This window comes from Enterobacter sp. 5-4, from assembly GCF_000612205.1.
Lineage (GTDB): Bacteria > Pseudomonadota > Gammaproteobacteria > Enterobacterales > Enterobacteriaceae > Enterobacter > Enterobacter roggenkampii.
Window position 1 is genome coordinate 218,262 of sequence record NZ_JFHW01000010.1, and the last position, 20,451, is coordinate 238,712.

Consider the following 20,451-nt stretch of genomic DNA (forward strand, 5'->3'; position numbering starts at 1 on the left):
ATCAGTACTCCAGTTTTAACGTGATATCGTCGCTGTAGGTACCTGCCTGGGCGGTTGTCAGCGCCCCGGCGTCAATCACGCCATACAGCGTTTCTTCCTGTTCCGCACCGTTGCCGGTATCGTCCAGCCCATTCGTGCCGGTGATTTGCGTCTGTTTGCCTTCGTCAGCAAAGAGCTTCCACGCAATCTTCTGCGCGCCCGTGTCGCCGTTTTCCGGCTTCAGCCAGAAGGTTCCATTTTCGCCGTCGTTGCTGGTGGCGGTCAGAGTGAACGGCGTGCCGTTGGTACAGACGATATCGACCTGCGTTTTGGCCTGGATTTCGCTCGACTCATCGGAGCCGTGACGCGAGAAGTTGAGGTCGTTGGCTTTGAGGGTGCACGACTTCACGACCTCAAGTGATACGTGCATCGTCGCGCTTGCGGTGCTGTCTGCGGCAATCGCAGCAGCAGGAAGCAGGAGAACGGAACAACATACAACGGTGGGAATAATTTTCATGATCTTATTTCCTGACGTGAGTAACAGTGCAATTACAAAGCGAATGACTGAGCGTCCAGCAGGCAGCGTTTTTGATGGAATGCCGCCAGGTTGTGGCAGCAACAAGTGGGGCAAGGCCATAAACAGGCATTGCCGCGCAGAACGATGACCATATCGCCAGCATTCGGAATGAGAGGGGTCATTTTCTGCCCCACAGATAGCCCTGGCCGTAATCGGCCGCGCTGGCGCGGGCCAGTGCGAAATCACCTGCGGTTTCAATGCCTTCGATCAGCACCTTGCTGGCGACGCGCTTGCACTGGCGGGTGAGATGCAGAAACTTCGCCTGCTCGGTCCGTCCGTTCCAGAAGGTATGTTTGTCAATTTTGATGCCGCAGAAGCGGATCTGGCTGGTCAGAAGTTCGGGAAGAAGGTCTTCGCAAACATCGTCTGCCCACACTTCTATCCCCCACTGATGGAGCGTTGCGATGCATTTCCGCAGCGCCCGGCTTTGCGTATCGTCGAGTTGTACCATCGAATGGAGATCGGTGACCTCGATAGCAAGTCTCTCCGGGCAGGGGGTTTCTTCTTTGAGCCTGTCGAGGAAGTCCGTGTCCAGCAGTAAATCCGATGTCGCATTGAGGTAATACTTGTCGCCATCCTTGCAAAACATGGCGTGACGAAGCTGCGCAAAGAAGTGCGCTTTACGCTGCGTCGCGGTCATCGAGCCAAAGTAATCTTCAAGATTGACGTGGGGCTTTGCCGTGGACAATACCTCCCAGGCAATCACATTTTCACTGCGCAGTGCCCGGATGGATTCGAACTTATAGCCGGTTAGCATGATAAAAGTGCGTAACGCTCCGTGGTGATTTCAGGAGCTGCACATTTTATGTATTTGGTTTTTGGCAGGATATTTATAGATAAAAATGGCTTATATAAAGTGTTTTTATCTATTTTATAAGATTTATAAAGGATTATTTATTTTCATAAGCGCCCGGCAGAACGCCGGGCGCGACGCGCATTAACCCGCTTTGCTGATGATTTTGATTTCGACCATGCCAATTCCGATCTCGCGCGGCGAATGCCCAAGGATATTTCCCTCATTCGTGGACTGCGGGTCCGGCGGTACAATCACCAGGGTATTGCTGCGTGAAGGATTCTCAAAATGCAGCGTTTGTGTGCTCACGTCGTTTCCAAGCGTTAACGTCTGCTCCCGATCGCCCACGCGCACGGGTACGGGCTTGTTAGCATTAGGCCCATAGGCCCTGGCGGTGATCACCAGATCAAATTGTTCCGGCAGGGGATGGGTGTACTCAATTTTCACCTCATTGCCCAGCTGCGCGTTGGACCAGCGTCCCCAGGACTCCGGCCGCGAGATGCCGCTAAACTGTTTCACTTCCTCCGGCGCGCCGGCCACGTTAAAGATAAAGCTGTCCGCTTTGTAGCGAATATCGTTGTCGACGATTTTCAGCATGTCGACGTTACGCTGATAGCGCGCGGTATCTATCACCGTATCTTTAAAGGCGGTTTTGCCCTTCCACTGCGCCTTATCCACGTGCTGAACGGTTTGTTCTCCGCCAAGCTGGCCCTGCGAGACGCACCAGTCGGTCGAGAGCGCCAGCGGCTGCGACCAGAGCTGGCCCATTTTGTAGCACCGGTCGACCCAGACGAAGTTATCGCGTGGCGCAAAATCGGCCAGCTGGTAGCGCAGCGGCGCGGAATACTCGCTTTCCGGCAACGGCTCAACGCGTCCTTCCGAGACGCGCAGCAGCAGCGGCAGACGGAAGTTGCTGCCCGAGAAGGCAATGGTGTTTTTATCCCGATCGACGGTGAAGTCTTTCATCTCTTTCGGGAAGTTCCACAGGCGGATGATGTCTGGCTTCCAGGCGAGAATTTTTTCCTTCATGTTGAGGAACACTTCCGACAGGGATTGCCCCGACAGCGTGCTGCGGCCCAGGCCAATAAAGTTGTCGCCGCCCAGAATGTCCAGCACGGTGGCGCCGTTATCCATGGAGTTGCGTTTGGTGGCGATCTCCTCCTGCTGCGGCTGGTCGCCGCGCAGGACGAAGAACAGGTTGCTGCGATCCTGCTTGTTGAGCTGATCCCACGCGCTGTTTTTCATCGCCAGATGGTCAGACGAGACGACGATGACGGTATTTTTAAACCAGGGCGAGGCTTTGATTTTCTCGACCAGTGCGGCGATGTGCTCCTGACTGCAGGTGACGGCGCTGAACGATTTGTTGTTTTTGCCATCAATCTCATAGCTTTTGCGCTTGCAGGTGCGCGAGACAAACCCGTCCGGATGGTGAGTGTCCACCGTCAGCGCAAAGAGAGAGAAACGCTTGCCCGCGCGGGACAGCTCCTCGAATTTCTTCCAGGTTTCGTCGAGTACCGTATCGTCATAGAAGCCCCAGTCATTGCGGTAGCTCGGATCGGCAACCGTCGTTTTTAACTCTTCTGAGCCGTACAGGTGGTCAAAACCGTGGGATTTCAGGAACACATCTTTTCCGGCGAAACGCAGGTTTGCTCCCTGCATAAAATAGTTTTCGTAGCCGGAGTTTTTCAGGATATCGCCGAGGCAAATATTCTGCGGGAAGAAGGTCGACATGGAGGCTGAGGCGTTACCTTCAAAAGGCGCGAACAGCGGGATACCACACTGGGAGGCAACCATCCCGGCAATCGTATAATCCGTGCCGGGCAGCTGCATGGTGTGGCTGAAATCGAGACCTTCATTTTTCAGCGCGCCCAAATCTGGCGTCAGGTCCGGGAAGGCATCGTTATCAAAGTAGGTGCGCTCCAGGCTTTCACCGTAGATATAGACCAGATTGAGCGTCGGGTTGGCGATCGTTTTCGACGGCTCTTTGTAGTAAGCCGCGAAATCCGGATCGCCATCGCGCGACTGGGATTTCACCAGCTCGGTGATCTGATGGAACGCCGGGCTGGCGTCGACGGAGGCCAGCGCCAGGAATAACGCCAGCAGGCTGTAGCCATGATGGTGTGGATGATGGCGACGGCGACGCAGCACCCAGGCCAGCGCGCCAAAAATCATCACCAGCGCGACGATAAGGCCGAGCCCCGGAAGTATGTACTTACCCACACCTGCGCCCGTCAGGCTGTTCGTCAGGGTGTAGAGCACCGCATCGTTAATACCGTCACCGGTAAAGTAATCGCTGGCGTATAAGGTAATGTTTAAAATAATAAAAATGCCGAGCACCACCAGCGTGGCGATAAACCACCAGGTGTGACGGCCGGCTTTCCAGGCGTAAACGCCGACAGAAGCCAGAAAAAGGATAAGAGACAAGAATTCTGACAACAGCATATCCTCATGACGCCAGGTGCTTCGCTGGCTAACTGTTTATTTTTTGGGTGATACAATGTAATTGCGATGTCGTTAAGCTGCAATTTTAGTGTCACGAAAGTGTGCTGTTGTTAGGATTTGGTTTAGAAAATCGTTTTTATGAAGATGTGCACATCCTGACAAACGGACGCTGAGACGGTGGCAGGCAGGAAAAACGCTCATTTAGCGCCGCGCTGCAAGACTATCGCACTAAACGCGGCGTGTTGTGGCAGAAAATGGGGTGGATCAGGAGATGAAATTAACGCCTTGTTTCAGCACCAGATCGCAGGCTTTGGTTTTCACCTGTTTGGCCAGAGAAGAGTTGCCGAGGGTGCTCAGGTTAAGCTGCTGACCGTTCTGCGCGTTAAGCAGGCCCTGAATGCCGTCCATGTAGTTGGTGTCCGCTTTTTGCTCCTGAGTATCCAGACCCAGTTTACCCAGCACCTGGTTTTTTACATTTTGCGCGTCGGTCACGGAGGCCAGCTTTTGCTTCGCGCAATATTCCAGAATCCCCGCCGCGTTGTTCATCGTCCCCGCGCTCAGGCTCTGGGAACTGTTGCCCAGCAGGCTGGTGAGGGAAGAGGCGGAGAGTCCGCCCTGCGTGCTGCTGCTCTCTTTGGTCAGCTCATTTGCTGCGCTTGACAGGGACTCCTGCCAGGACGCCGCCTGCGCTGCGCCGGTTACCAGCAGCGCGCCTAAAAAGGTGCTGATTAGAATCTGTTTTTTCATCATGGCTCTCTCAAAAAGGTCCGTTTTGGGCCGAAGGGGTTCCAGTATATACCTGCGACCTGTCGGCGATTCCTGGAACTGTCTTAATACTCTTTGCCGGTAACGCGGCTGCGGTAACTGTCCCAGTCGAAGATGACATACAGGCTGTTACCCAGCTTCATGCGGTCCATGACGCGTTCCCCCAGCAGGCGGGTCATCTCGTCGATGTTGTGGTTTGTCAGCATGCCGGTGGGGCGTTTGGACGAGGAGCGGCGATCGACAATCTGGTTGATGATCACTTTTTCATAGCGGGATTCCGTCTGAACGCCAATCTCATCGATGACCAGCAGGTCGACGTTACTCAGATCGTTAAGCAGCTGTTCTTCGCTGGTTTCACGGTTGCTGAAGGTGTCTTTCATCGCGGACATGATATCGGCCACGGTGATGATGAGGACCGATTTACCGCGCAGAAGCAGCTCGTTGCAGATGGCGGCAGCAAGGTGGTTTTTGCCGGTGCCCGGCTTGCCGCTAAAGATGAAGCTGGCGATATTGCCGTCGAATTCATCCACGTACTGACGCGCGGCAGCGAGCGCGTTCATCTGCCCGGTGGTCTCAATTTTATAGTTATCGAACGAGCAGTTCTGGTGCAGGGGACGAATACCGGAACGGTTAAAGGTGCGCTGCATTTTCATCGCCCGATTTTCGCGGGCGAGCGCGGCGGCGCGGATCTTGCCTTGCTCTTTTTGCCACGCCAGCAGCTCTTCACCAGTGGTGAATGCAGGCTTCACGTTGGCAGGCATCATTTTTTGCAGACGTTTCATCAGGTCGCCGACGTTCTTCATTTCGCACCTCGGAATCCGCTGGGGATCTGTTTATCCGGTTCTGAAAAGGCATTGATATCACGTTTTGGCTGGCCGTTGTTGCCGGCGCGGGTAATCTGAAGATGACGCGCGAGCTTTTGCTGCCACTGAATATGGGTGAACACTTTACCCTCCGCCTGCCACCAGGCGGTAAACGCGGCAAGCTCTTCCGCTGTGGCGGGTTGGGTTAACGCAATGCCCCACAGCGCGGCCTGCCGCTGAAAATCTGTATCCGGCTGCCAGCCCGCATAGAGGGCAAATTTACCCATCGGAACGGTCACGGGAACGTTAACCGGTTCATCAAAGAACTGGGTATCCAGCGTGACATCGCTTGCCGGGCGTGCCAATTGCGCTTCGATCTCCAGAAGCTGTGCCAGACGTTCCGGTGTGATTGCGTAAAACGCTGGCGCGTTGTCGGCAAAAACCGCAACCGTGCCGCCTTCGGCGTGGGTCAACACACCGCGTGGGTCGCGCATAAAGGCATCAATACCAGCAATGCTGGTGGTCAGAATTCTGGAGGACATAACGCTTACTCTACTGATTACTACGGGCGTGATAGGGGCTTATGGTAGCACAGAGAGGGGGAAGGAAAGGAGGGGATTTCCCCGGTGGCGCTGCGCTTACCGGGGCTACAGTCGTAGGCCGAATAAGCGCAACGCCATCAGGCAGTTATCACGCAATGATGTTCAGCGTGACGTCGATGTTGCCGCGGGTCGCGTTAGAGTACGGGCAAACAATGTGTGCCGCATCGACCAGCTTTTTAGCTTCCGCAGGATCCATACCTTCAACGTGGATGTTCAGTTTTGCTTCGATACCAAAACCGGTAGGCAGCGGGCCAATACCCACTTCGCCTTCAATAAAGGCATCTTTTGGCAGGGTAAATTTGTCGCGTGCCGCCACGAATTTCATCGCGCCCAGGAAGCAGGCAGAGTAGCCCGCGGCAAACAGCTGCTCAGGGTTGGTCACGTATCCCCCCATGCCGCCCATCTCTTTTGGCACACCCAGTTTGACGTCCAGTACGCCATCGGAGGAGGTGGCACGACCGTCACGGCCACCGGTGGCTTTTGCTTTGGCGGTATAAACAACTTTTTCTAAAGACATGGCAGGTTCCTCATTTTGTTTTAATGCGTGCTATTAAATAGCGTGCGATATATATAGGTAAATAATGACGCGTAAAGTATAGCGTTACGCGCGGTGTAGCTGTTGTCGCAAAAGTTCGAGCTGCTGTTTGAGTGCCAGCAAGGTGTCTGTATCACACTGCGCTGCGCAACCCACCGCATGGGGGATACCCAATGCCTGCTGCTGGAGTTCATGTCCCGCTTCACTCAGGGTGACGGCGACCTGACGCTCGTCTTTGCGCGAACGGTGGCGGTTGATGAGCCCGGCGCTTTCCAGACGTTTCAACAGCGGCGTCAGGGTCGCAGAGTCAAGGAACAGCCGTTCACCGATGTCCGACACCGTCATATCATCCTGCTCCCACAGCACCAGCATCACCAGATATTGTGGATAGGTCAGGTTCAGCGGTGCCAGCAGCTGCCGGTACAGCTTGTTAAGCGCCAGGTTTGCCGAATAGAGGGCAAAGCAGAGCTGGTTATCCAGCTTGAGCGCAGCGGTTGCATCGTTCGTTTTCGCGTTCATGATATGAATATAGATAGTGTACGATTTAATTGCAAGCAATTTTATGGGCAGGTGTAACGGAGCGCCACCCGAACGGCCATTTTACGGTAGTGCTGGCGCTGCGCCTGCTCGTCTGCGCCTTCTTCAAACAGCAGCGTAAAGGTGTAGCTGTTGGCAACGTAGTGAAAGCTGAAGCTGCTTATCAGACGATGAAGATCGCGGGCGTCAACCGTCTCACTGAAGAGCTGTTTTTCTTTCCCCCGGCGCAGGATCTCCTCCAGCAGGTCGAGCGCGCTGCGGTTGACCTGGCGGAGATAGCTCGACTGCTGCATAAAGCGGCCGCGCTGCATGTTTTCCATGCAGATAATCCGGATGTAGTCAGGGTGGTCGGCATGATAGTCAAAGGTGGCTTCAACCAGATTGACCAGCGCTTCGACCGGGGGCATTCCCGTCAGGCTTAGCGCTTTTTCGCTGGCGCGAATCTGGGTGTAAACATGTTCAAGTACGAGGAGATAGAGGTTCTCTTTATTCTTGAAATGGTAAACCACCATGCGTTTGGTGGTGCCCGCTTTCTCTGCGATCTGCTCCATCCGTGCACCGTTCAATCCATACTCGGCAAAAAGCGCGATGGCGCTCTGAAAGATTTTCTCTTTCAGGCTGGATTCTTCACTGTTCTCGGGGTGTTCGCTGCCAGGGTTAGCCACATCCTTTCCTTATTTTCACCAAACGGACCAGACGGATTATCTCCACGGCAGCGAAATAACACAAATATCAAACGCGTGGGCGTTTACGGTACAGCCACAGGCCGGGGATCGACAGCCCGATGGAGAGCGCGCCGACGATGGATGACGCCTTAAGAAAGTTGCTGAGAAGAAGGATCATCTGAGGCTCGGTATAGCCGAAATGGCTGATTTTCACCGCGGAAATCATCGCGGTATAGGCCGATATCCCCGGAAACATGGGGATCACGGCCGCAACGGTGAATACTTTGGGATGCGCCAGATACCAGCGCGACCACTGGATGCCGATACTGCCGACCAGCATGGATGCCATAAATGTTGACCATTCGATGTTAAAACCCGTCGTCATCATCACCATTCGCGAGCCATGGCCAATCGCGCCCAGCAGCGCACACCACGGCAGCGCGCGTTGCGGTACGTTAAATACCATCGCGAAGCCGACGGCAGGAATGGCGGCCAGAAGCATGTCCTGCGCCAGCGCCAGCAGAAAATCGATCACGCCCATCCGCGTAACCCCCAAAGTGTCATGGCCATGACCACGCCGATGCAGGTCGCCAGCGTCAGCAGGCTGGCGATAGCCCAGCGAGCCAGGCCGGTATTGATGTGCCCTTTAAACATGTCGGCGACAGCGTTGATCAACGGAAAGCCCGGGACCAGCAGAAGCACGCTGGCGGCCATGGCAACGGTCGGCGTGTTGGCAAACTGCGGCAGGCGCAGCAGCAGACCGGAAACCGTAGTGGCGACAAACGCGGTAATGCAGAAGTTAATTTGCGGATGCAGCTGCCGATGCGTCAGCAGCTGGCGAACATACATGGCGATACTGCTGGCGAAAAAGGTGATGATTGCACCGTCCCAGCCGCCTTTGTTGAGCTTACAAAAGCAGGCGCACGAGAGCCCTACCATCACCACGACGAGCCAGCGCGGATAACGTAATGGCTTGATCTGGTTGAACCGTTTTTCAATGTCACTGAGATCGAGAAGCTTATGTTCTGCAAGGATGACAATGTGCTGCACTTCGGTCACGACGTGCATGTTGATGCCGCGGTCATGGTTTTTGCGCGTGGAGGTCAGGCACTGACCGTCCTTGATTGTGGTCAGCACAATGGCGTTGGATGAGATTGCGCTTTCGACGCTGTCCATCCCTAGCGCCAGCCCCAGCCGGGTGGAAAGCTCCTCAACCAGCGCGCTTTCCGCGCCGTGCTGGAGCAGAAAAAGACCGCACTGAATACATAGCCGCGTGATAGCACGCTGCGTTGACCGCTCTGCCTGCATGTATTGTCCTGAAAAAAGATGGATAGCTATCTGTTAACCCATAGTGGGTACTTTTAGCACAGAGTGCAGTCCCTCTTGCTGTGGGCCAGATCAAGGTTTGTGCAAACAGTTGCAGTCCGTGTCGTGGAAGGGGGAAGGGATTAATTTATCAATACCATGAATTATAAATACCAAAATATAAAATATTTATATTTAGTTATTCTAATTTTATATTGTCGTTATTTTAATGTCTCCACAATTAATTTTTGTTTCGCTTTGTGAGATATTACTGCTGTTTAGGCATTTCTTAAACTAAGCATACATCTCATCTTCTGCTTGTATTAACCAGTCTTACACTCAGGGACGAAAATACTCATACGTTGATGCGTTTTAACGTTACTCATCAAATGAAAAATGGACACGGAGGGTCTATGTTGTCATTGCATGGTAAGCATGGCGTTGTCATTAGCCGGATGCCCGTGATGCAAAACGGGTTAGGGGGCCTGATGGCACGACATTTCCCCGAATTTGAATTGAGCTATTGCCGCTCATTGCAGGAATTAACGCTGCTCCAGTTGCGTCGCGCGGACGTCATTATTGCCGATATTTCAGGCGAATACAGGAACCCTCGGGGTGCGCTTGAAGAGTATTACGGTTTATTGAATCAATACCGGGATATTCACTGGATCTTTTTAGTCTCGCGGCCGCTTTACCCTATTGCGGTTGAGTTACTTATGCGCCCGGAAAGCACGTTGCTTTCTGACATGGAGCCTATTGAAGGCGTGGTTAACGCTATTCGGGCCGGTAGCGAGCGGGCAGAGCGGATTAGCCAGACGTTATTAACTCCGGAACCACAGAGTACGGAGAATGAAAATGAACACGTTATCGCGCTCACGCACTCCGAACGTAAGGTTCTGCGTCTGTTAGGGAAAGGATGGGGGATTAACCAAATCGCCACATTGCTCAAGAAGAGCAATAAAACCATCAGTGCGCAGAAAAACAGTGCGATGCGACGGCTGTCATTACGAAGTAATGCGGATATGTATGCCTGGATCAACAGTACACAGGGAATGAGAGAGCTGAGTTTGCTATCAGCCTATGGAGAGTTCGAGGAATGGAAAAAACCGATTCAACAAGACATATCGCCATCATCGAAAATTGCGCGATGAGTGCCGTCGGGCTACAGCATCTTTTTGCGATGCCCGGCCTGAGCCATTATCAGCTTCACCTGTTTAGTGAATTTGACAGTTTTAAGAATGCACTTCATCACGTTAATTTTTTCTCACTAATCTACTCCCTTTCCGATGCGCGAGAGGAGCGCCGTAACTGTCTGGCGCACCTGCGGGATCTGGCGTTTACGCACGGTCATATCCAGCGCATCATTTTGGTTTCTGACGAGATGGAAGCACGGCTAATTAGCCATCTTTCGCCATCGCGCCTGCACGGAGTAGTCAGTAAATCGGTGACGCTTGAGCATCTGCAGAAGGAACTCGTGGAGTTGCTGAGCGAAACGCTGCGCATCAATGACAATATGCTGAATCACTGGTACCGGAGTCAGAACAGGATGCTAAGCCCCACAGAACGGGCAATATTGCGTTATATGTCCTGCGGGTATTCCATCCCTGAAATCGCGGCACAGCTTGAACGGAATATTAAGACCATTCGGGCACATAAGTTTAATGCGATGGTGAAACTGGGTGTGAATTCAGACGTAGGGTTGCTCGATGCGGCGGATATTATTACGCATCTTCCTGCAAGAGAGCCGCAATGTTTGGCTCTCCTCACGCCCAAATTTTTATAACCCGTCTTTTGCGCGCCAGATATACTCTGGCGCGTCAATCAGATACAGACATCCACCCATTTTGCGGAAGTCAGTTCTGCCATTCTGTCAGGTGAAATGCGCACAGCGCTGTGAATTGCGCCTGCGGCGGGCAGCACTTCGTCGTACTGCTTCAAAGAGATATCGCAATATACCGCGAGCGGGTTTTCCAGTCCGAACGGGCATACACCGCCAACGGGATGACCGGTAATGGTCACCACTTCATCACTGCTGAGCATGCGCGCTTTCGCACCGAACGTGTCTTTGAGCTTTTTGTTATCCAGACGCGCGTCGCCTTTCGCCACCACCAGGATCACCTCATTTTTAACCTTGAGTGACAGGGTCTTGGCGATTTGTCCCGGCTCGACACGATGGGCGGCAGCAGCCAACGCAACGGTAGCAGTACTTTGACTAAGCTCAATAACGTCTATATCCGGCGCGTTGTCGGCAAAAAACTGCTGTACAGACTGCAAACTCATTGTTTCCTCCTGACAAATATCCTGCGTAATCTGTCATAAGAATTTATGCTCTGTAAATATCTCTTAAGTAACAAATACCCCAAACGGCTGATTTCTGGATCCTCTTCACAATCACAGAAACCGGTTACAGTAACCGGTTGCAGAGCGCGGAGCGTAGATTAATACTGAGTACGTAACGTCCCCTGTATCCAATAATAAGAGCCAAATATGAAACCATTTCGTCTGAGCAGTACCGCTGGTTGGCAAGCCAGCAAGGTTGTGAAGCTGATGTATGGAACAACGTGCGGCGCGTATGTGCCCGTAACAAACGTCTGACAGGAGATCTGCCATGTCTGCCAACCATGCTGCGTTTAATCTGATATTCCGTTTCGTCGAAAATTACGTCAGCCCGATAGCCGGGCGGATCTCTTCCCAGCGTCACGTTATGGCGATTCGTGACGGGTTCATCTCCGCGATGCCGTTTATGATTGTGGGTTCGTTTTTGTTAGTCTTTGCTTACCCACCTTTTTCGCCTGATACCACCTGGGGTTTCGCCCGCGCCTGGCTGGAAATGGCGAAGCAGTTTGAAGGCCAAATCCTGACGCCGTTTGATATGACGATGGGCATCATGTCCATTTATATCTGTGCCGCCATTGCCTATAACCTTGGCAAACACTACGTCAAATCTCACCAACTGGACCCCTTTATGTGCGCCATGCTGTCGCTGATGGCGTTTCTGCTGGTCGCGGCACCGAAAACCAAAGGCACGCTCCCTGTCGACAGCCTGGGGGGAACGGGCATTTTTACCGCGATTCTGGTAGCGATTTATTGCGTTGAGATGATGCGTTTCCTCAAAGCGCATAACATCGGCATTCGTCTGCCGGACCAGGTCCCGCCGATGATCAAAAACTCTTTTGATCTGCTGATCCCGGTGCTGGTGGTGGTGGTGACCCTTTATCCTCTGAGCCTGGTGATTCAGTCTCAGTTTGGCATGCTGATCCCGCAGGCCATTATGTCGGTCTTTAAACCTCTGGTTTCCGCGGCAGATTCTCTGCCTGCGATCCTGCTGGCCGTGTTGATTGGTCATCTGCTCTGGTTCGCCGGGATCCACGGCGCCGCCATCGTCTCCGGGATGCTGCAGATGTTCTGGCTGACGAACCTGGGCGCTAACCAGACCGCGCTGGCCGCCGGTCAGCCTCTGCCGCATATCTTCATGGAGGCGTTCTGGACGTTCTTTATCGTGATTGGCGGGTCGGGCGCCACGATGGGATTGGTGATTTGCTATCTGCGTAGCCGTTCAGCGCATTTACGCTCTATCGGGCGTTTGAGCGTAGTACCCAGCTTCTTTAACATCAACGAGCCGGTCATTTTCGGTACGCCAATCGTGATGAACCCGGTGTTCTTTATCCCGTTCCTGCTGGCACCGATGGTTAACGCCGTGCTGGCGTGGGCGGCGATGACCTTTGATTTGATCGGCCGCGTCATCTCCGTGGTTCCCTGGACGGCACCGGCGCCGATAGGCGCAGCGTGGGCCCTGGGCTGGGATTTCCGCGCGGCGATTCTGGTTGTGGTTTTGGCCTGCGTATCGGCGATCATCTACTTCCCGTTCTTCAAAGTGTATGAGAAGCAGCTGCTGGAGCAGGAAGCGGAAGAAGCGCAGCGTATCGCGGAAGAGGACAATCAGCAGGTGGCCTAGGTAAAAGCAAAACGGCAACTCAGGTTGCCGTTTTTTGTTGTTGTAGGCCCGGTAAGCGAAGCGCCACCGGGCAAATCACTGCTCTACTTCAGCGTGCAATCCCCACACTGCTTAACGTCCGGCAGGCGATAGCGCTGGCAGCAGGTGCGGCGAACCAGAAGCCCATCACGGAGCACGACGGTACGGAATAGCGGGTTGTCACGGCCATCGGAAAGCTGCCTGGCAAAGAAACAGGACTGACGCAGGGCCTCAACGTTCTCATCACCGAGAAGCGGCTTCATTTCCGTTAAATACCAGTGGATTAAATAGCCCGTATTGCTCCAGATAAGCTTCCCGTTAATCTCTCCCGTCGCTTCCAGCGCTTCCACCACCGGGATCAGGGCCTGCGTGATGAGCCGCCCCATACGTTCCTGAGCAGTGAGGCGTTCAGCGCTGTGGTCTTCGTGGAGATCAATCCAGAAACAGGCTGCACGTCCGGTTTCGTGAAACTCGACGTGGAAATTATCCGGCGAGAGTTCAAGCATGCTCTTCTGTGTTAACAGCGCCAGCATGAGCGGAGGCACCATCAGCCCGATATACCACTGCGCCCAGAGGGAGAGCAGGGGTTTATTTTCCCGCGTAAGGGTAGGCTGATTGCGATAAATATGGTCGGAATAGGTGGCCAGCAGTGATTGCAGCTTAGACGGTTGGCGCCACTCTGAGAGCGTCATCGCGTGGGACGGGGGCGCTTCATCAAGCCGGATAAAGTCCAGCAGGTGGGCACGCGTTTCCGCAATCTTTTCCCGTATCGCATCTGCAAGCGAAGCATTCCCGCTGGTGAGCGGCGCTCGCCAGAGGAGAGGTTCGACGATGTGTGCGGTATGCGTGGCCATAGTATAGATAGAAATCTAAATGATAATGATTGCCAATCCTAACTATTGCTCATACCAATGGCAAGACTTTTGTCCTGGTGACCTCGTCGGTAGGTTTATGCCGTCTGAATCTCTTCGCTTAAAAGAATGTTATTGCGTCCCATATGCTTTGCTTCATAGAGGGCTTTGTCCGCTTTTTCCAGCGCGCCTTCCACGTCTTCATCCTCGAAAATGGCGATGCCAATGCTGATAGTGACGTTTGTCGCGACGCTTTCGTTAAACAGATGCGGGATTTTCAAATCATACACTTTCTGACGGATCCGCTCGGCCGTCTGGCGAGCGTGTTCGAGTGAAATGTTGGTCAGCAGCACCATAAACTCTTCCCCACCAAAACGCGCCACAATATCGCGAGAACGCACGGCGTCGCGGATTGCCGCAGAGACGCGCTTCAGCGCCTGGTCGCCCATCATATGGCCGTAATGGTCGTTATAGGCTTTGAAGTGGTCGATATCCATCAGCAGGACAAAGTGTTCGCCATTTTCTACCGTGGGCAGATTCTCCAGACGGCTTTGCAGACCGCGACGATTATAGAGCCCGGTAAGCGGGTCCATCATGCTGAGGTCGGTAAGGGTTTCTCGTTCTTCCAGAAGGCGAGAGAGCAACTCCTGAGCGAAACGGTCGTTGCGTCTTTGCAAAATGTTATGAATAGCAATTGCCACCACAGGAAGTGCGAAAGAATAGGTCATTCGCAGCCATATATCGTGATCGCTTAACCACAGGCAGACAATAAAGGTGGGCAATGAATGCAGCGTAAACGCTTTGATATTACTGGCGAACGCCAGCGTGCCGATAAAAAGTACCGTTAAAAGAGCAATTAGCAAATACGTCGCATGGTCCTGAGTAATTAAGGCGAATTTGGAGACAATTTGCCAGGCCCATAAAATACCGAAGATCGCTGAAACGACAGGAATATTTATCTTCCGCGCGCGCTTTCTCCAGTGCCAGACGAACAGGCCAGTACTGATGGCGAAAATAGCAATCAGAGGGGCAGAAAACAGGCGTACAGAATTGAGCGGATTTGTTACCGAGAACACTGCCGAGGTTGCGTTCAGAAATAAAAATAAACGTAACGATAATTGATATTTTCTGTGAACCAAAGACCGCCAGGATTGTGATGTCATAGTCGCGTGTTTTTATTAAAATTTAATTAAAACAGATAAATAGGTGTTATTTCGCAATAAAATATGCAAAAAACTCAAAGAGTAATTATCAGAAAATCTTTAGACGTTGTTAACAGGTGCGCAATTTATCACCTTAGACAATTCCTGTCATTACGGGAAAGGTAAAGGTCGATGGATTTTGATTCATTCAGCTGGCAAATGATAATTTTTGTTATATGATATTGGTTATCATTATCGTTGAGAGAGGGAAAAAGCATGTTGAACAGAGCGCTGGGCAGTGGTTGGGGGGTACTGCTACCGGGAGCCATTCTTGGCGGTTTGACGTTTGCCGATCTCTCTCTCGATACCTGGAAAGTCATCATCGCGTCAGGACTGTTAGCCACGTCAGGCATGATCTGGCATAAGCAACTACGTCACTTTGTTTTACTGCCATCCTGTGTCGCGCTGGTCAGTGGAATTCTGGTGATACTGATGAGTTTGAAATAACAGGGAAAAAGAAGAAATTCAGAGGGGTTGTAAGATAATTGGTGCGAGGGGGGGGACTCGAACCCCCACATCCTAAGGACACTAACACCTGAAGCTAGCGCGTCTACCAATTCCGCCACCTTCGCACAGTCATCTTACTCTTTATTGCTATGTTGATATCGCCTCGTTGGTGCGAGGGGGGGGACTCGAACCCCCACATCCGTAAGGACACTAACACCTGAAGCTAGCGCGTCTACCAATTCCGCCACCTTCGCCCAGTGCGAGCAATATCATCGTGATTTATGGTGCGAGGGGGGGGACTCGAACCCCCACATCCGTAAGGACACTAACACCTGAAGCTAGCGCGTCTACCAATTCCGCCACCTTCGCATACCATCGATACTGTAAAAGTATCGTAACCACGGAGGCGCATTCTAGATGTTTTCAGCTTTACGTCAACAGAAAAGTGCGCGTGATGCCTTGATTGATGCAAAAATGGCCGATGGACGCGCCGTGTATAGCCGGATGGCGCTTTCGCTTATCCGGCCTACAAGGGAGGCGATTACTTTTTGGCCTGACGCGTCATCACGGTGCGGTAGACCTTAAAGCGGCCGGTCTGGGCGATAACTTCGTGGAAGCCAAAAGTTTCATCCAGCACTTTCGGGTACGCCAGGAAGGCGTTCGCGACGATACGCAGCTCACCGCCGCTGTTGAGGTGACGAACTGCGCCACGGATCAGCGCTTGTGCCGCTTCCAGGCTGGTCTCCATACCGTCGTGGAACGGCGGGTTAGAGATGATCATGTCGAAGCGACCGGTGATGTCGGAGAAGACGTTGCTGGCAATGACTTCGCCTTCAATGCCGTTTGCGGCAAGCGTTGCGCGGCTGGCTTCAACCGCCGGGGCGCTCACGTCACACAGGGTTAAGCGCACTTTTGGCGAATGGCTGGCGAGCACGGTAGAGAGCACGCCCGCGCCGCAGCCTACGTCCAGCACTTTGCCTTTGGTGTGCGGCGTCAGGGTGGAAAGCAGCAGCTTGCTGCCCGTATCCAGCGCATCGCGGCTGAACACGCCCGGCAGGGTTTTGATGGTCAGGCCGTCAAGCTGGTACTCGTCCCAGTATGCCTGCGCATCAAACGTTGTCTGTTTTTCCAGACGGCCATGGTACAGACCACAGCGGCGAGCGCTGTCGACTTTATTCAGCGGCGCGTAGCCTTCCAGCAGCTGTTCCGCGCTACGCACGCCGCTGCGGTTTTCACCGACCACGAAAATATCGCAGCCGACCGGCAGCAGGGAGAGCAGGTTCATCAGCTGGAACTGGGCTTCCGGTTTATTCTTCGGCCAGTAGTAGATCAGCGTATCGCAGTCGGCGATATCGCTCTGCTCTGCCACCAGGCTAAAGCGCGCGCGCTCGCCCATCTGGCGGCTCAGCACCTGCCAGTGGTGGTAGTATTGGGTGTGGGCACGGCTTTCAGCACAGTCGAAACGCGCGGGCAGGTCATCCTGCATATCTCCGGCAAACAGAATACGGCTTTCTTCGAAATCATCACTGTGACGCAGCAAGACTTCACTTGCCGGGGTAAATGCAGACATGAATTGTTCCTCAATAAACTCAGGCGGGGATTATAGTAGGTAGATGGCGCACTTTCGACACATTTGCTATATTTGCGCGCCTGAGAGACAGGAGTTTTCCCTATGACATCCCGACGAGACTGGCAGTTGCAGCAGCTGGGCATTACCCAGTGGGCTTTGCGTCGCCCGACGGCGTTGCAGGGCGAAATCGCTATCTCCATCCCGGCGCACGTTCGCCTGGTGATGGTGGCGGAAGAACTGCCTGCCCTGAATGACCCCCTGATCGGTGATGTTCTTCGCAGCCTGAAGCTGACGGCCGACCAGGTTTTACCGCTGACGCCAGAGCGTGTCGCGATGCTGCCTCCTGATAGCCGCTGTAACAGCTGGCGTATCGGAGAGGCAAATGAGATCTCTCTTCAGGGGAGCCAGATCTGCACGCCAGCGCTGGACGAACTGAAAGCCAACCCAAAAGCGCGCAGCGCGCTATGGCAACAAATCTGCGAATATGAACACGATTTCTTCCCTCACGACGCCTGACCTGTCCACCGCGTTCGCGATTGAAACACGCGCCCACGCGTTTCCGTGGAGCGAAAAAACCTTCGCCAGCAATCAGGGCGAACGGTATCTGAACTACCGCCTGGACGTTGACGGCACCATGGCCGCTTTCGCGATCACGCAGGTTGTTCTTGATGAAGCGACGCTGTTTAATATCGCGGTTGATCCCGCGTTTCAGCGCCGCGGGCTTGGAAGAGAACTGCTTGAGCACCTCATCCGTGAGCTCGAAACCCGTGACGTTTTCACCCTGTGGCTGGAGGTGCGCGCGTCGAATGTCGCCGCCATCGCGCTCTATGAAAGCTTAGGCTTTAACGAGGCGACAATCCGCCGTAACTACTACCCCACCGCAGAGGGACGTGAAGACGCCATCATAATGGCTCTGCCGATTGGATAATAAAAAATAAGGTTGTAACGATGAAATGGGACTGGATTTTCTTTGATGCCGACGAAACGCTGTTTACGTTCGACTCGTTCGGCGGCCTGCAGCGGATGTTTCTCGACTATAGCGTAACCTTCACCGCTGAAGATTTTCAGGACTATCAGGCGGTCAACAAACCGCTGTGGGTGGATTACCAGAACGGTGCCATCACCGCGTTACAGCTTCAGCACCAGCGCTTTGACGTCTGGGCGGAACGCTTAAAGGTCAGTCCGGGAACGCTGAACGAGGCTTTTCTCAACGCCATGGCCGATATTTGTGCGCCCCTGCCGGGCGCGGTTTCCCTGCTGAATGCGTTGAAAGGTAAGGTGAAACTGGGGATCATCACCAACGGTTTTACCGCCCTGCAGCAGATCCGCCTTGAGCGCACCGGCCTGCGCGATCATTTTGACGCGCTGGTGATCTCGGAAGAGGTTGGCGTGCCGAAGCCGGATCCGCGAATTTTCGACTACGCGCTGGCGCAGGCCGGCAATCCCGACCGCGATCGTGTCCTGATGGTGGGGGATACCGCAGAGTCAGATATTCTGGGCGGCATGAAGGCTGGTCTGTCGACCGTCTGGCTCAATGCGCATGGCCGCGTGAAGCCTGAAGGCATCGAGCCGACCTGGACCGTGACGTCGTTGAACGAACTGGAGCAACTCCTGTGTAAACAATGATTGCCTGCCCCCCGTTGATGGGTAAAATAGCCGCAATTTTGTATTCCATGATGCGTGGCGTGCTGCCGCGCTTATAAAAGAAGATTTAATTATGACGTTGTCTCCTTATCTGCAAGAGGTGGCCAAGCGCCGCACTTTTGCCATTATCTCGCACCCGGATGCCGGTAAAACGACCATCACCGAGAAGGTGTTGCTGTTCGGACAGGCGATCCAGACTGCGGGTACCGTTAAAGGCCGTGGCTCCAGCCAGCATGCAAAATCCGACTGGATGGAGATGGAAAAACAGCGTGGTATTTCGATTACCACCTCCGTGATGCAGTTCCCGTATCATGACTGCCTGGTGAACCTGCTGGACACCCCGGGTCACGAAGACTTCTCCGAAGATACCTACCGTACCCTGACGGCGGTGGACTGCTGTCTGATGGTGATCGACGCCGCGAAAGGTGTAGAAGATCGTACCCGTAAGCTGATGGAAGTGACCCGTCTGCGCGATACGCCGATCCTCACCTTTATGAACAAACTCGACCGTGACATCCGCGATCCGATGGAGCTGATGGATGAAGTGGAAAACGAGCTGAAGATCGCCTGTGCGCCAATCACCTGGCCAATTGGCTGCGGTAAGCTGTTCAAAGGCGTTTACCACCTCTATAAAGACGAAACCTACCTGTATCAGACCGGTAAAGGCCACACCATTCAGGAAGTGCGCATCGTGAAAGGTCTGGACAACCCGGATCTGGACGCGGCGGTCGGCGAAGAGCTGGCCGCGCAGCTGCGCGACGAGCTGGAGCTGGTCAAGGGCGCGTCTCACGAATTCGACAAAGAGCTGTTCCTGAGCGGCGAAATTACCCCGGTCTTCTTCGGTACCGCACTGGGTAACTTCGGCGTTGACCACATGCTCGACGGTCTGGTGGAGTGGGCGCCGCAGCCGATGCCGCGCAAAACCGACACCCGTGAAGTGGAAGCGAAAGAAGAGAAGTTCACCGGCTTCGTGTTTAAGATTCAGGCCAACATGGACCCGAAACACCGTGACCGCGTGGCCTTTATGCGCGTGGTGTCCGGTAAATATGAAAAGGGCATGAAGCTGCGCCAGGTGCGTATCGGGAAAGACGTTGTCATCTCCGACGCGCTGACCTTTATGGCGGGTGACCGTTCGCACGTTGAAGAGGCCTATCCGGGCGACATCATCGGGCTGCACAACCACGGCACCATCCAGATCGGTGATACCTTCACCCAGGGCGAAATGATGAAGTTCACCGGTATTCCGAACTTCGCGCCGGAGCTGTTCCGCCGCATTCGTCTGCGCGATCCGCTTAAGCAGAAACAGCTGCTGAAAGGCCTGGTTCAGCTCTCCGAAGAGGGCGCCGTGCAGGTGTTCCGCCCGATTGCGAACAACGATCTGATCGTGGGTGCGGTCGGCGTGCTGCAGTTTGACGTGGTCGTTGCGCGCCTGAAGAGCGAATACAACGTAGAAGCGATTTACGAATCGGTGAACGTCGCGACCGCGCGCTGGGTTGAGTGTTCTGACGTGAAGAAATTCGAAGAATTCAAGCGTAAGAATGAAGTTCAGCTGGCGCTGGATGGCGGCGATAACCTGACCTATATCGCGCCAACGATGGTCAACCTGAACCTGACGCAGGAACGTTATCCGGACGTTCAGTTCCGTAAAACCCGCGAGCACTAATCCCCTCTCAGAGCACGGCATTCGCCGTGCTCTTCTTTATTTCCTGTCTTATTAATCCCTTGCGGAATGTTCTTAATTCAACGCAATTTCACGCTATT

At 53.7% G+C, this 20,451-nt stretch carries 23 protein-coding genes and 3 tRNA genes; 8 read left to right on the plus strand and 18 right to left on the minus strand.

Annotation, left to right across the window (positions count from 1 at the left end; all coding sequences use genetic code 11):
- Position 1: 1 nt before the first annotated feature.
- The 11 genes from AA74_RS0107235 to AA74_RS0107285 form a co-directional block, all read right to left on the minus strand.
- Complete coding sequence (locus AA74_RS0107235) at positions 2-496, minus strand: spore coat protein U domain-containing protein (protein WP_023293340.1); 495 nt, start codon at positions 494-496, stop codon at positions 2-4.
- Positions 497-674: 178 nt separating this feature from the next.
- Positions 675-1,313: an EAL domain-containing protein gene (locus AA74_RS0107240; RefSeq protein ID WP_021240598.1), complete on the minus strand. Its 639-nt coding sequence runs from the start codon at positions 1,311-1,313 to the stop codon at positions 675-677.
- A 180-nt stretch (positions 1,314-1,493) separates the two neighbouring features.
- Entirely contained in the window at positions 1,494-3,785 is a 2,292-nt protein-coding gene (gene opgB / locus AA74_RS0107245; protein ID WP_023326656.1) for a phosphatidylglycerol--membrane-oligosaccharide glycerophosphotransferase, read from the minus strand.
- Between the two features lie 270 nt (positions 3,786-4,055).
- Positions 4,056-4,538 carry a DUF2501 domain-containing protein gene (locus tag AA74_RS0107250; protein ID WP_021240596.1) on the minus strand — a complete coding sequence of 161 codons (483 nt, stop codon included), beginning with the start codon at positions 4,536-4,538 and terminating at the stop codon, positions 4,056-4,058.
- A gap of 83 nt (positions 4,539-4,621) precedes the next feature.
- Positions 4,622-5,359, minus strand: a complete 738-nt coding sequence (gene dnaC / locus AA74_RS0107255; RefSeq protein ID WP_008502094.1) for a DNA replication protein DnaC — start codon at positions 5,357-5,359, stop codon at positions 4,622-4,624.
- Positions 5,356-5,901 (minus strand): primosomal protein DnaT, encoded by a 546-nt coding sequence (gene dnaT / locus AA74_RS0107260; RefSeq protein WP_025912125.1) that lies wholly within the window; start codon positions 5,899-5,901, stop codon positions 5,356-5,358. The genes dnaC and dnaT overlap by 4 nt, the downstream gene beginning before the upstream one ends.
- A 148-nt stretch (positions 5,902-6,049) precedes the next feature.
- Positions 6,050-6,478 (minus strand): organic hydroperoxide resistance protein, encoded by a 429-nt coding sequence (locus tag AA74_RS0107265; RefSeq protein WP_025912126.1) that lies wholly within the window; start codon positions 6,476-6,478, stop codon positions 6,050-6,052.
- An 84-nt stretch (positions 6,479-6,562) separates the two neighbouring features.
- Positions 6,563-7,015: a MarR family winged helix-turn-helix transcriptional regulator gene (locus tag AA74_RS0107270; protein WP_025912127.1), complete on the minus strand. Its 453-nt coding sequence runs from the start codon at positions 7,013-7,015 to the stop codon at positions 6,563-6,565.
- A gap of 41 nt (positions 7,016-7,056) precedes the next feature.
- Entirely contained in the window at positions 7,057-7,698 is a 642-nt protein-coding gene (locus tag AA74_RS0107275; protein ID WP_025912128.1) for a TetR family transcriptional regulator, read from the minus strand.
- Positions 7,699-7,765: 67 nt separating this feature from the next.
- Positions 7,766-8,239 (minus strand): threonine/serine exporter, encoded by a 474-nt coding sequence (locus tag AA74_RS0107280; RefSeq protein WP_008502089.1) that lies wholly within the window; start codon positions 8,237-8,239, stop codon positions 7,766-7,768.
- Positions 8,230-9,006 carry a threonine/serine exporter ThrE family protein gene (locus AA74_RS0107285; RefSeq protein WP_021240591.1) on the minus strand — a complete coding sequence of 259 codons (777 nt, stop codon included), beginning with the start codon at positions 9,004-9,006 and terminating at the stop codon, positions 8,230-8,232. The genes AA74_RS0107280 and AA74_RS0107285 overlap by 10 nt, the downstream gene beginning before the upstream one ends.
- 410 nt (positions 9,007-9,416) lie before the next feature.
- On the opposite strand from AA74_RS0107285, the gene AA74_RS0107290 reads away from it, so the two are divergent.
- Together AA74_RS0107290 and bglJ are read left to right on the plus strand one after the other, a co-directional pair.
- Positions 9,417-10,154, plus strand: coding sequence for a LuxR C-terminal-related transcriptional regulator (locus AA74_RS0107290; RefSeq protein WP_008502087.1), 738 nt, complete (start codon positions 9,417-9,419; stop codon positions 10,152-10,154).
- Positions 10,151-10,786, plus strand: a complete 636-nt coding sequence (gene bglJ / locus AA74_RS0107295) for a DNA-binding transcriptional activator BglJ (RefSeq protein ID WP_025912129.1) — start codon at positions 10,151-10,153, stop codon at positions 10,784-10,786. Before AA74_RS0107290 ends, bglJ begins: the two co-directional genes overlap by 4 nt.
- Before the next feature lie 38 nt (positions 10,787-10,824).
- Here bglJ and AA74_RS0107300 read toward each other — a convergent pair whose 3' ends face one another.
- Positions 10,825-11,283 (minus strand): YbaK/EbsC family protein, encoded by a 459-nt coding sequence (locus AA74_RS0107300; RefSeq protein ID WP_025912130.1) that lies wholly within the window; start codon positions 11,281-11,283, stop codon positions 10,825-10,827.
- 328 nt (positions 11,284-11,611) lie between these two features.
- Here AA74_RS0107300 and AA74_RS0107305 point away from each other — a divergent pair, with 328 nt between their 5' ends.
- Positions 11,612-12,958, plus strand: a complete 1,347-nt coding sequence (locus tag AA74_RS0107305) for a PTS sugar transporter subunit IIC (RefSeq protein ID WP_025912131.1) — start codon at positions 11,612-11,614, stop codon at positions 12,956-12,958.
- Positions 12,959-13,041: 83 nt separating this feature from the next.
- Here AA74_RS0107305 and fhuF read toward each other — a convergent pair whose 3' ends face one another.
- Positions 13,042-13,830, minus strand: coding sequence for a siderophore-iron reductase FhuF (gene fhuF, locus AA74_RS0107310; RefSeq protein ID WP_025912132.1), 789 nt, complete (start codon positions 13,828-13,830; stop codon positions 13,042-13,044).
- 95 nt (positions 13,831-13,925) lie between these two features.
- Entirely contained in the window at positions 13,926-14,990 is a 1,065-nt protein-coding gene (locus tag AA74_RS0107315) for a GGDEF domain-containing protein (RefSeq protein ID WP_023293335.1), read from the minus strand.
- Positions 14,991-15,245: 255 nt separating this feature from the next.
- On the opposite strand from AA74_RS0107315, the gene AA74_RS0107320 reads away from it, so the two are divergent.
- Positions 15,246-15,476, plus strand: a complete 231-nt coding sequence (locus AA74_RS0107320; protein ID WP_025912133.1) for a DUF1435 domain-containing protein — start codon at positions 15,246-15,248, stop codon at positions 15,474-15,476.
- Positions 15,477-15,515: 39 nt separating this feature from the next.
- Here the strand turns inward: AA74_RS0107320 and AA74_RS0107325 are convergent.
- The 4 genes from AA74_RS0107325 to rsmC form a co-directional block, all read right to left on the minus strand.
- Positions 15,516-15,601 (minus strand) — tRNA-Leu (locus tag AA74_RS0107325).
- A 42-nt stretch (positions 15,602-15,643) separates the two neighbouring features.
- Positions 15,644-15,730, minus strand: a tRNA-Leu gene (locus AA74_RS0107330).
- Between the two features lie 28 nt (positions 15,731-15,758).
- Positions 15,759-15,845, minus strand: a tRNA-Leu gene (locus AA74_RS0107335).
- A 172-nt stretch (positions 15,846-16,017) separates the two neighbouring features.
- A complete protein-coding gene (gene rsmC / locus AA74_RS0107340) occupies positions 16,018-17,046 on the minus strand; it encodes a 16S rRNA (guanine(1207)-N(2))-methyltransferase RsmC (RefSeq protein ID WP_008502080.1) in 1,029 nt (342 codons plus the stop codon).
- A 102-nt stretch (positions 17,047-17,148) separates the two neighbouring features.
- Between rsmC and AA74_RS0107345 the strand changes: the two genes are divergently transcribed.
- The 4 genes from AA74_RS0107345 to prfC all read left to right on the plus strand — a co-directional run bounded on the left by AA74_RS0107345 (position 17,149) and on the right by prfC (position 20,353).
- Positions 17,149-17,562: a DNA polymerase III subunit psi gene (locus AA74_RS0107345; protein ID WP_021240586.1), complete on the plus strand. Its 414-nt coding sequence runs from the start codon at positions 17,149-17,151 to the stop codon at positions 17,560-17,562.
- Positions 17,531-17,974: a ribosomal protein S18-alanine N-acetyltransferase gene (rimI, locus tag AA74_RS0107350; RefSeq protein ID WP_008502078.1), complete on the plus strand. Its 444-nt coding sequence runs from the start codon at positions 17,531-17,533 to the stop codon at positions 17,972-17,974. Before AA74_RS0107345 ends, rimI begins: the two co-directional genes overlap by 32 nt.
- A 20-nt stretch (positions 17,975-17,994) precedes the next feature.
- Positions 17,995-18,672, plus strand: a complete 678-nt coding sequence (gene yjjG / locus AA74_RS0107355) for a pyrimidine 5'-nucleotidase (protein WP_008502077.1) — start codon at positions 17,995-17,997, stop codon at positions 18,670-18,672.
- Between the two features lie 91 nt (positions 18,673-18,763).
- A complete protein-coding gene (gene prfC / locus AA74_RS0107360) occupies positions 18,764-20,353 on the plus strand; it encodes a peptide chain release factor 3 (protein ID WP_008502076.1) in 1,590 nt (529 codons plus the stop codon).
- Positions 20,354-20,451 lie beyond the last annotated feature (98 nt).

What these genes read in the sequence shown, in the direction of transcription:
- AA74_RS0107235 (WP_023293340.1), bottom strand. Translation starts at nt 496, where the DNA reads ATGAAAATTATTCCCACCGTTGTATGTTGTTCCGTTCTCCTGCTTCCT.
- AA74_RS0107240 (WP_021240598.1), bottom strand. Translation starts at nt 1,313, where the DNA reads ATGCTAACCGGCTATAAGTTCGAATCCATCCGGGCACTGCGCAGTGAA.
- AA74_RS0107250 (WP_021240596.1), bottom strand. Translation starts at nt 4,538, where the DNA reads ATGAAAAAACAGATTCTAATCAGCACCTTTTTAGGCGCGCTGCTGGTA.
- dnaC (WP_008502094.1), bottom strand. Translation starts at nt 5,359, where the DNA reads ATGAAGAACGTCGGCGACCTGATGAAACGTCTGCAAAAAATGATGCCT.
- dnaT (WP_025912125.1), bottom strand. Translation starts at nt 5,901, where the DNA reads ATGTCCTCCAGAATTCTGACCACCAGCATTGCTGGTATTGATGCCTTT.
- AA74_RS0107265 (WP_025912126.1), bottom strand. Translation starts at nt 6,478, where the DNA reads ATGTCTTTAGAAAAAGTTGTTTATACCGCCAAAGCAAAAGCCACCGGT.
- AA74_RS0107270 (WP_025912127.1), bottom strand. Translation starts at nt 7,015, where the DNA reads ATGAACGCGAAAACGAACGATGCAACCGCTGCGCTCAAGCTGGATAAC.
- AA74_RS0107280 (WP_008502089.1), bottom strand. Translation starts at nt 8,239, where the DNA reads ATGGGCGTGATCGATTTTCTGCTGGCGCTGGCGCAGGACATGCTTCTG.
- AA74_RS0107285 (WP_021240591.1), bottom strand. Translation starts at nt 9,006, where the DNA reads ATGCAGGCAGAGCGGTCAACGCAGCGTGCTATCACGCGGCTATGTATT.
- AA74_RS0107290 (WP_008502087.1), top strand. Translation starts at nt 9,417, where the DNA reads ATGTTGTCATTGCATGGTAAGCATGGCGTTGTCATTAGCCGGATGCCC.
- bglJ (WP_025912129.1), top strand. Translation starts at nt 10,151, where the DNA reads ATGAGTGCCGTCGGGCTACAGCATCTTTTTGCGATGCCCGGCCTGAGC.
- AA74_RS0107300 (WP_025912130.1), bottom strand. Translation starts at nt 11,283, where the DNA reads ATGAGTTTGCAGTCTGTACAGCAGTTTTTTGCCGACAACGCGCCGGAT.
- AA74_RS0107305 (WP_025912131.1), top strand. Translation starts at nt 11,612, where the DNA reads ATGTCTGCCAACCATGCTGCGTTTAATCTGATATTCCGTTTCGTCGAA.
- fhuF (WP_025912132.1), bottom strand. Translation starts at nt 13,830, where the DNA reads ATGGCCACGCATACCGCACACATCGTCGAACCTCTCCTCTGGCGAGCG.
- AA74_RS0107315 (WP_023293335.1), bottom strand. Translation starts at nt 14,990, where the DNA reads ATGACATCACAATCCTGGCGGTCTTTGGTTCACAGAAAATATCAATTA.
- AA74_RS0107320 (WP_025912133.1), top strand. Translation starts at nt 15,246, where the DNA reads ATGTTGAACAGAGCGCTGGGCAGTGGTTGGGGGGTACTGCTACCGGGA.
- rsmC (WP_008502080.1), bottom strand. Translation starts at nt 17,046, where the DNA reads ATGTCTGCATTTACCCCGGCAAGTGAAGTCTTGCTGCGTCACAGTGAT.
- AA74_RS0107345 (WP_021240586.1), top strand. Translation starts at nt 17,149, where the DNA reads ATGACATCCCGACGAGACTGGCAGTTGCAGCAGCTGGGCATTACCCAG.
- rimI (WP_008502078.1), top strand. Translation starts at nt 17,531, where the DNA reads ATGAACACGATTTCTTCCCTCACGACGCCTGACCTGTCCACCGCGTTC.
- yjjG (WP_008502077.1), top strand. Translation starts at nt 17,995, where the DNA reads ATGAAATGGGACTGGATTTTCTTTGATGCCGACGAAACGCTGTTTACG.
- prfC (WP_008502076.1), top strand. Translation starts at nt 18,764, where the DNA reads ATGACGTTGTCTCCTTATCTGCAAGAGGTGGCCAAGCGCCGCACTTTT.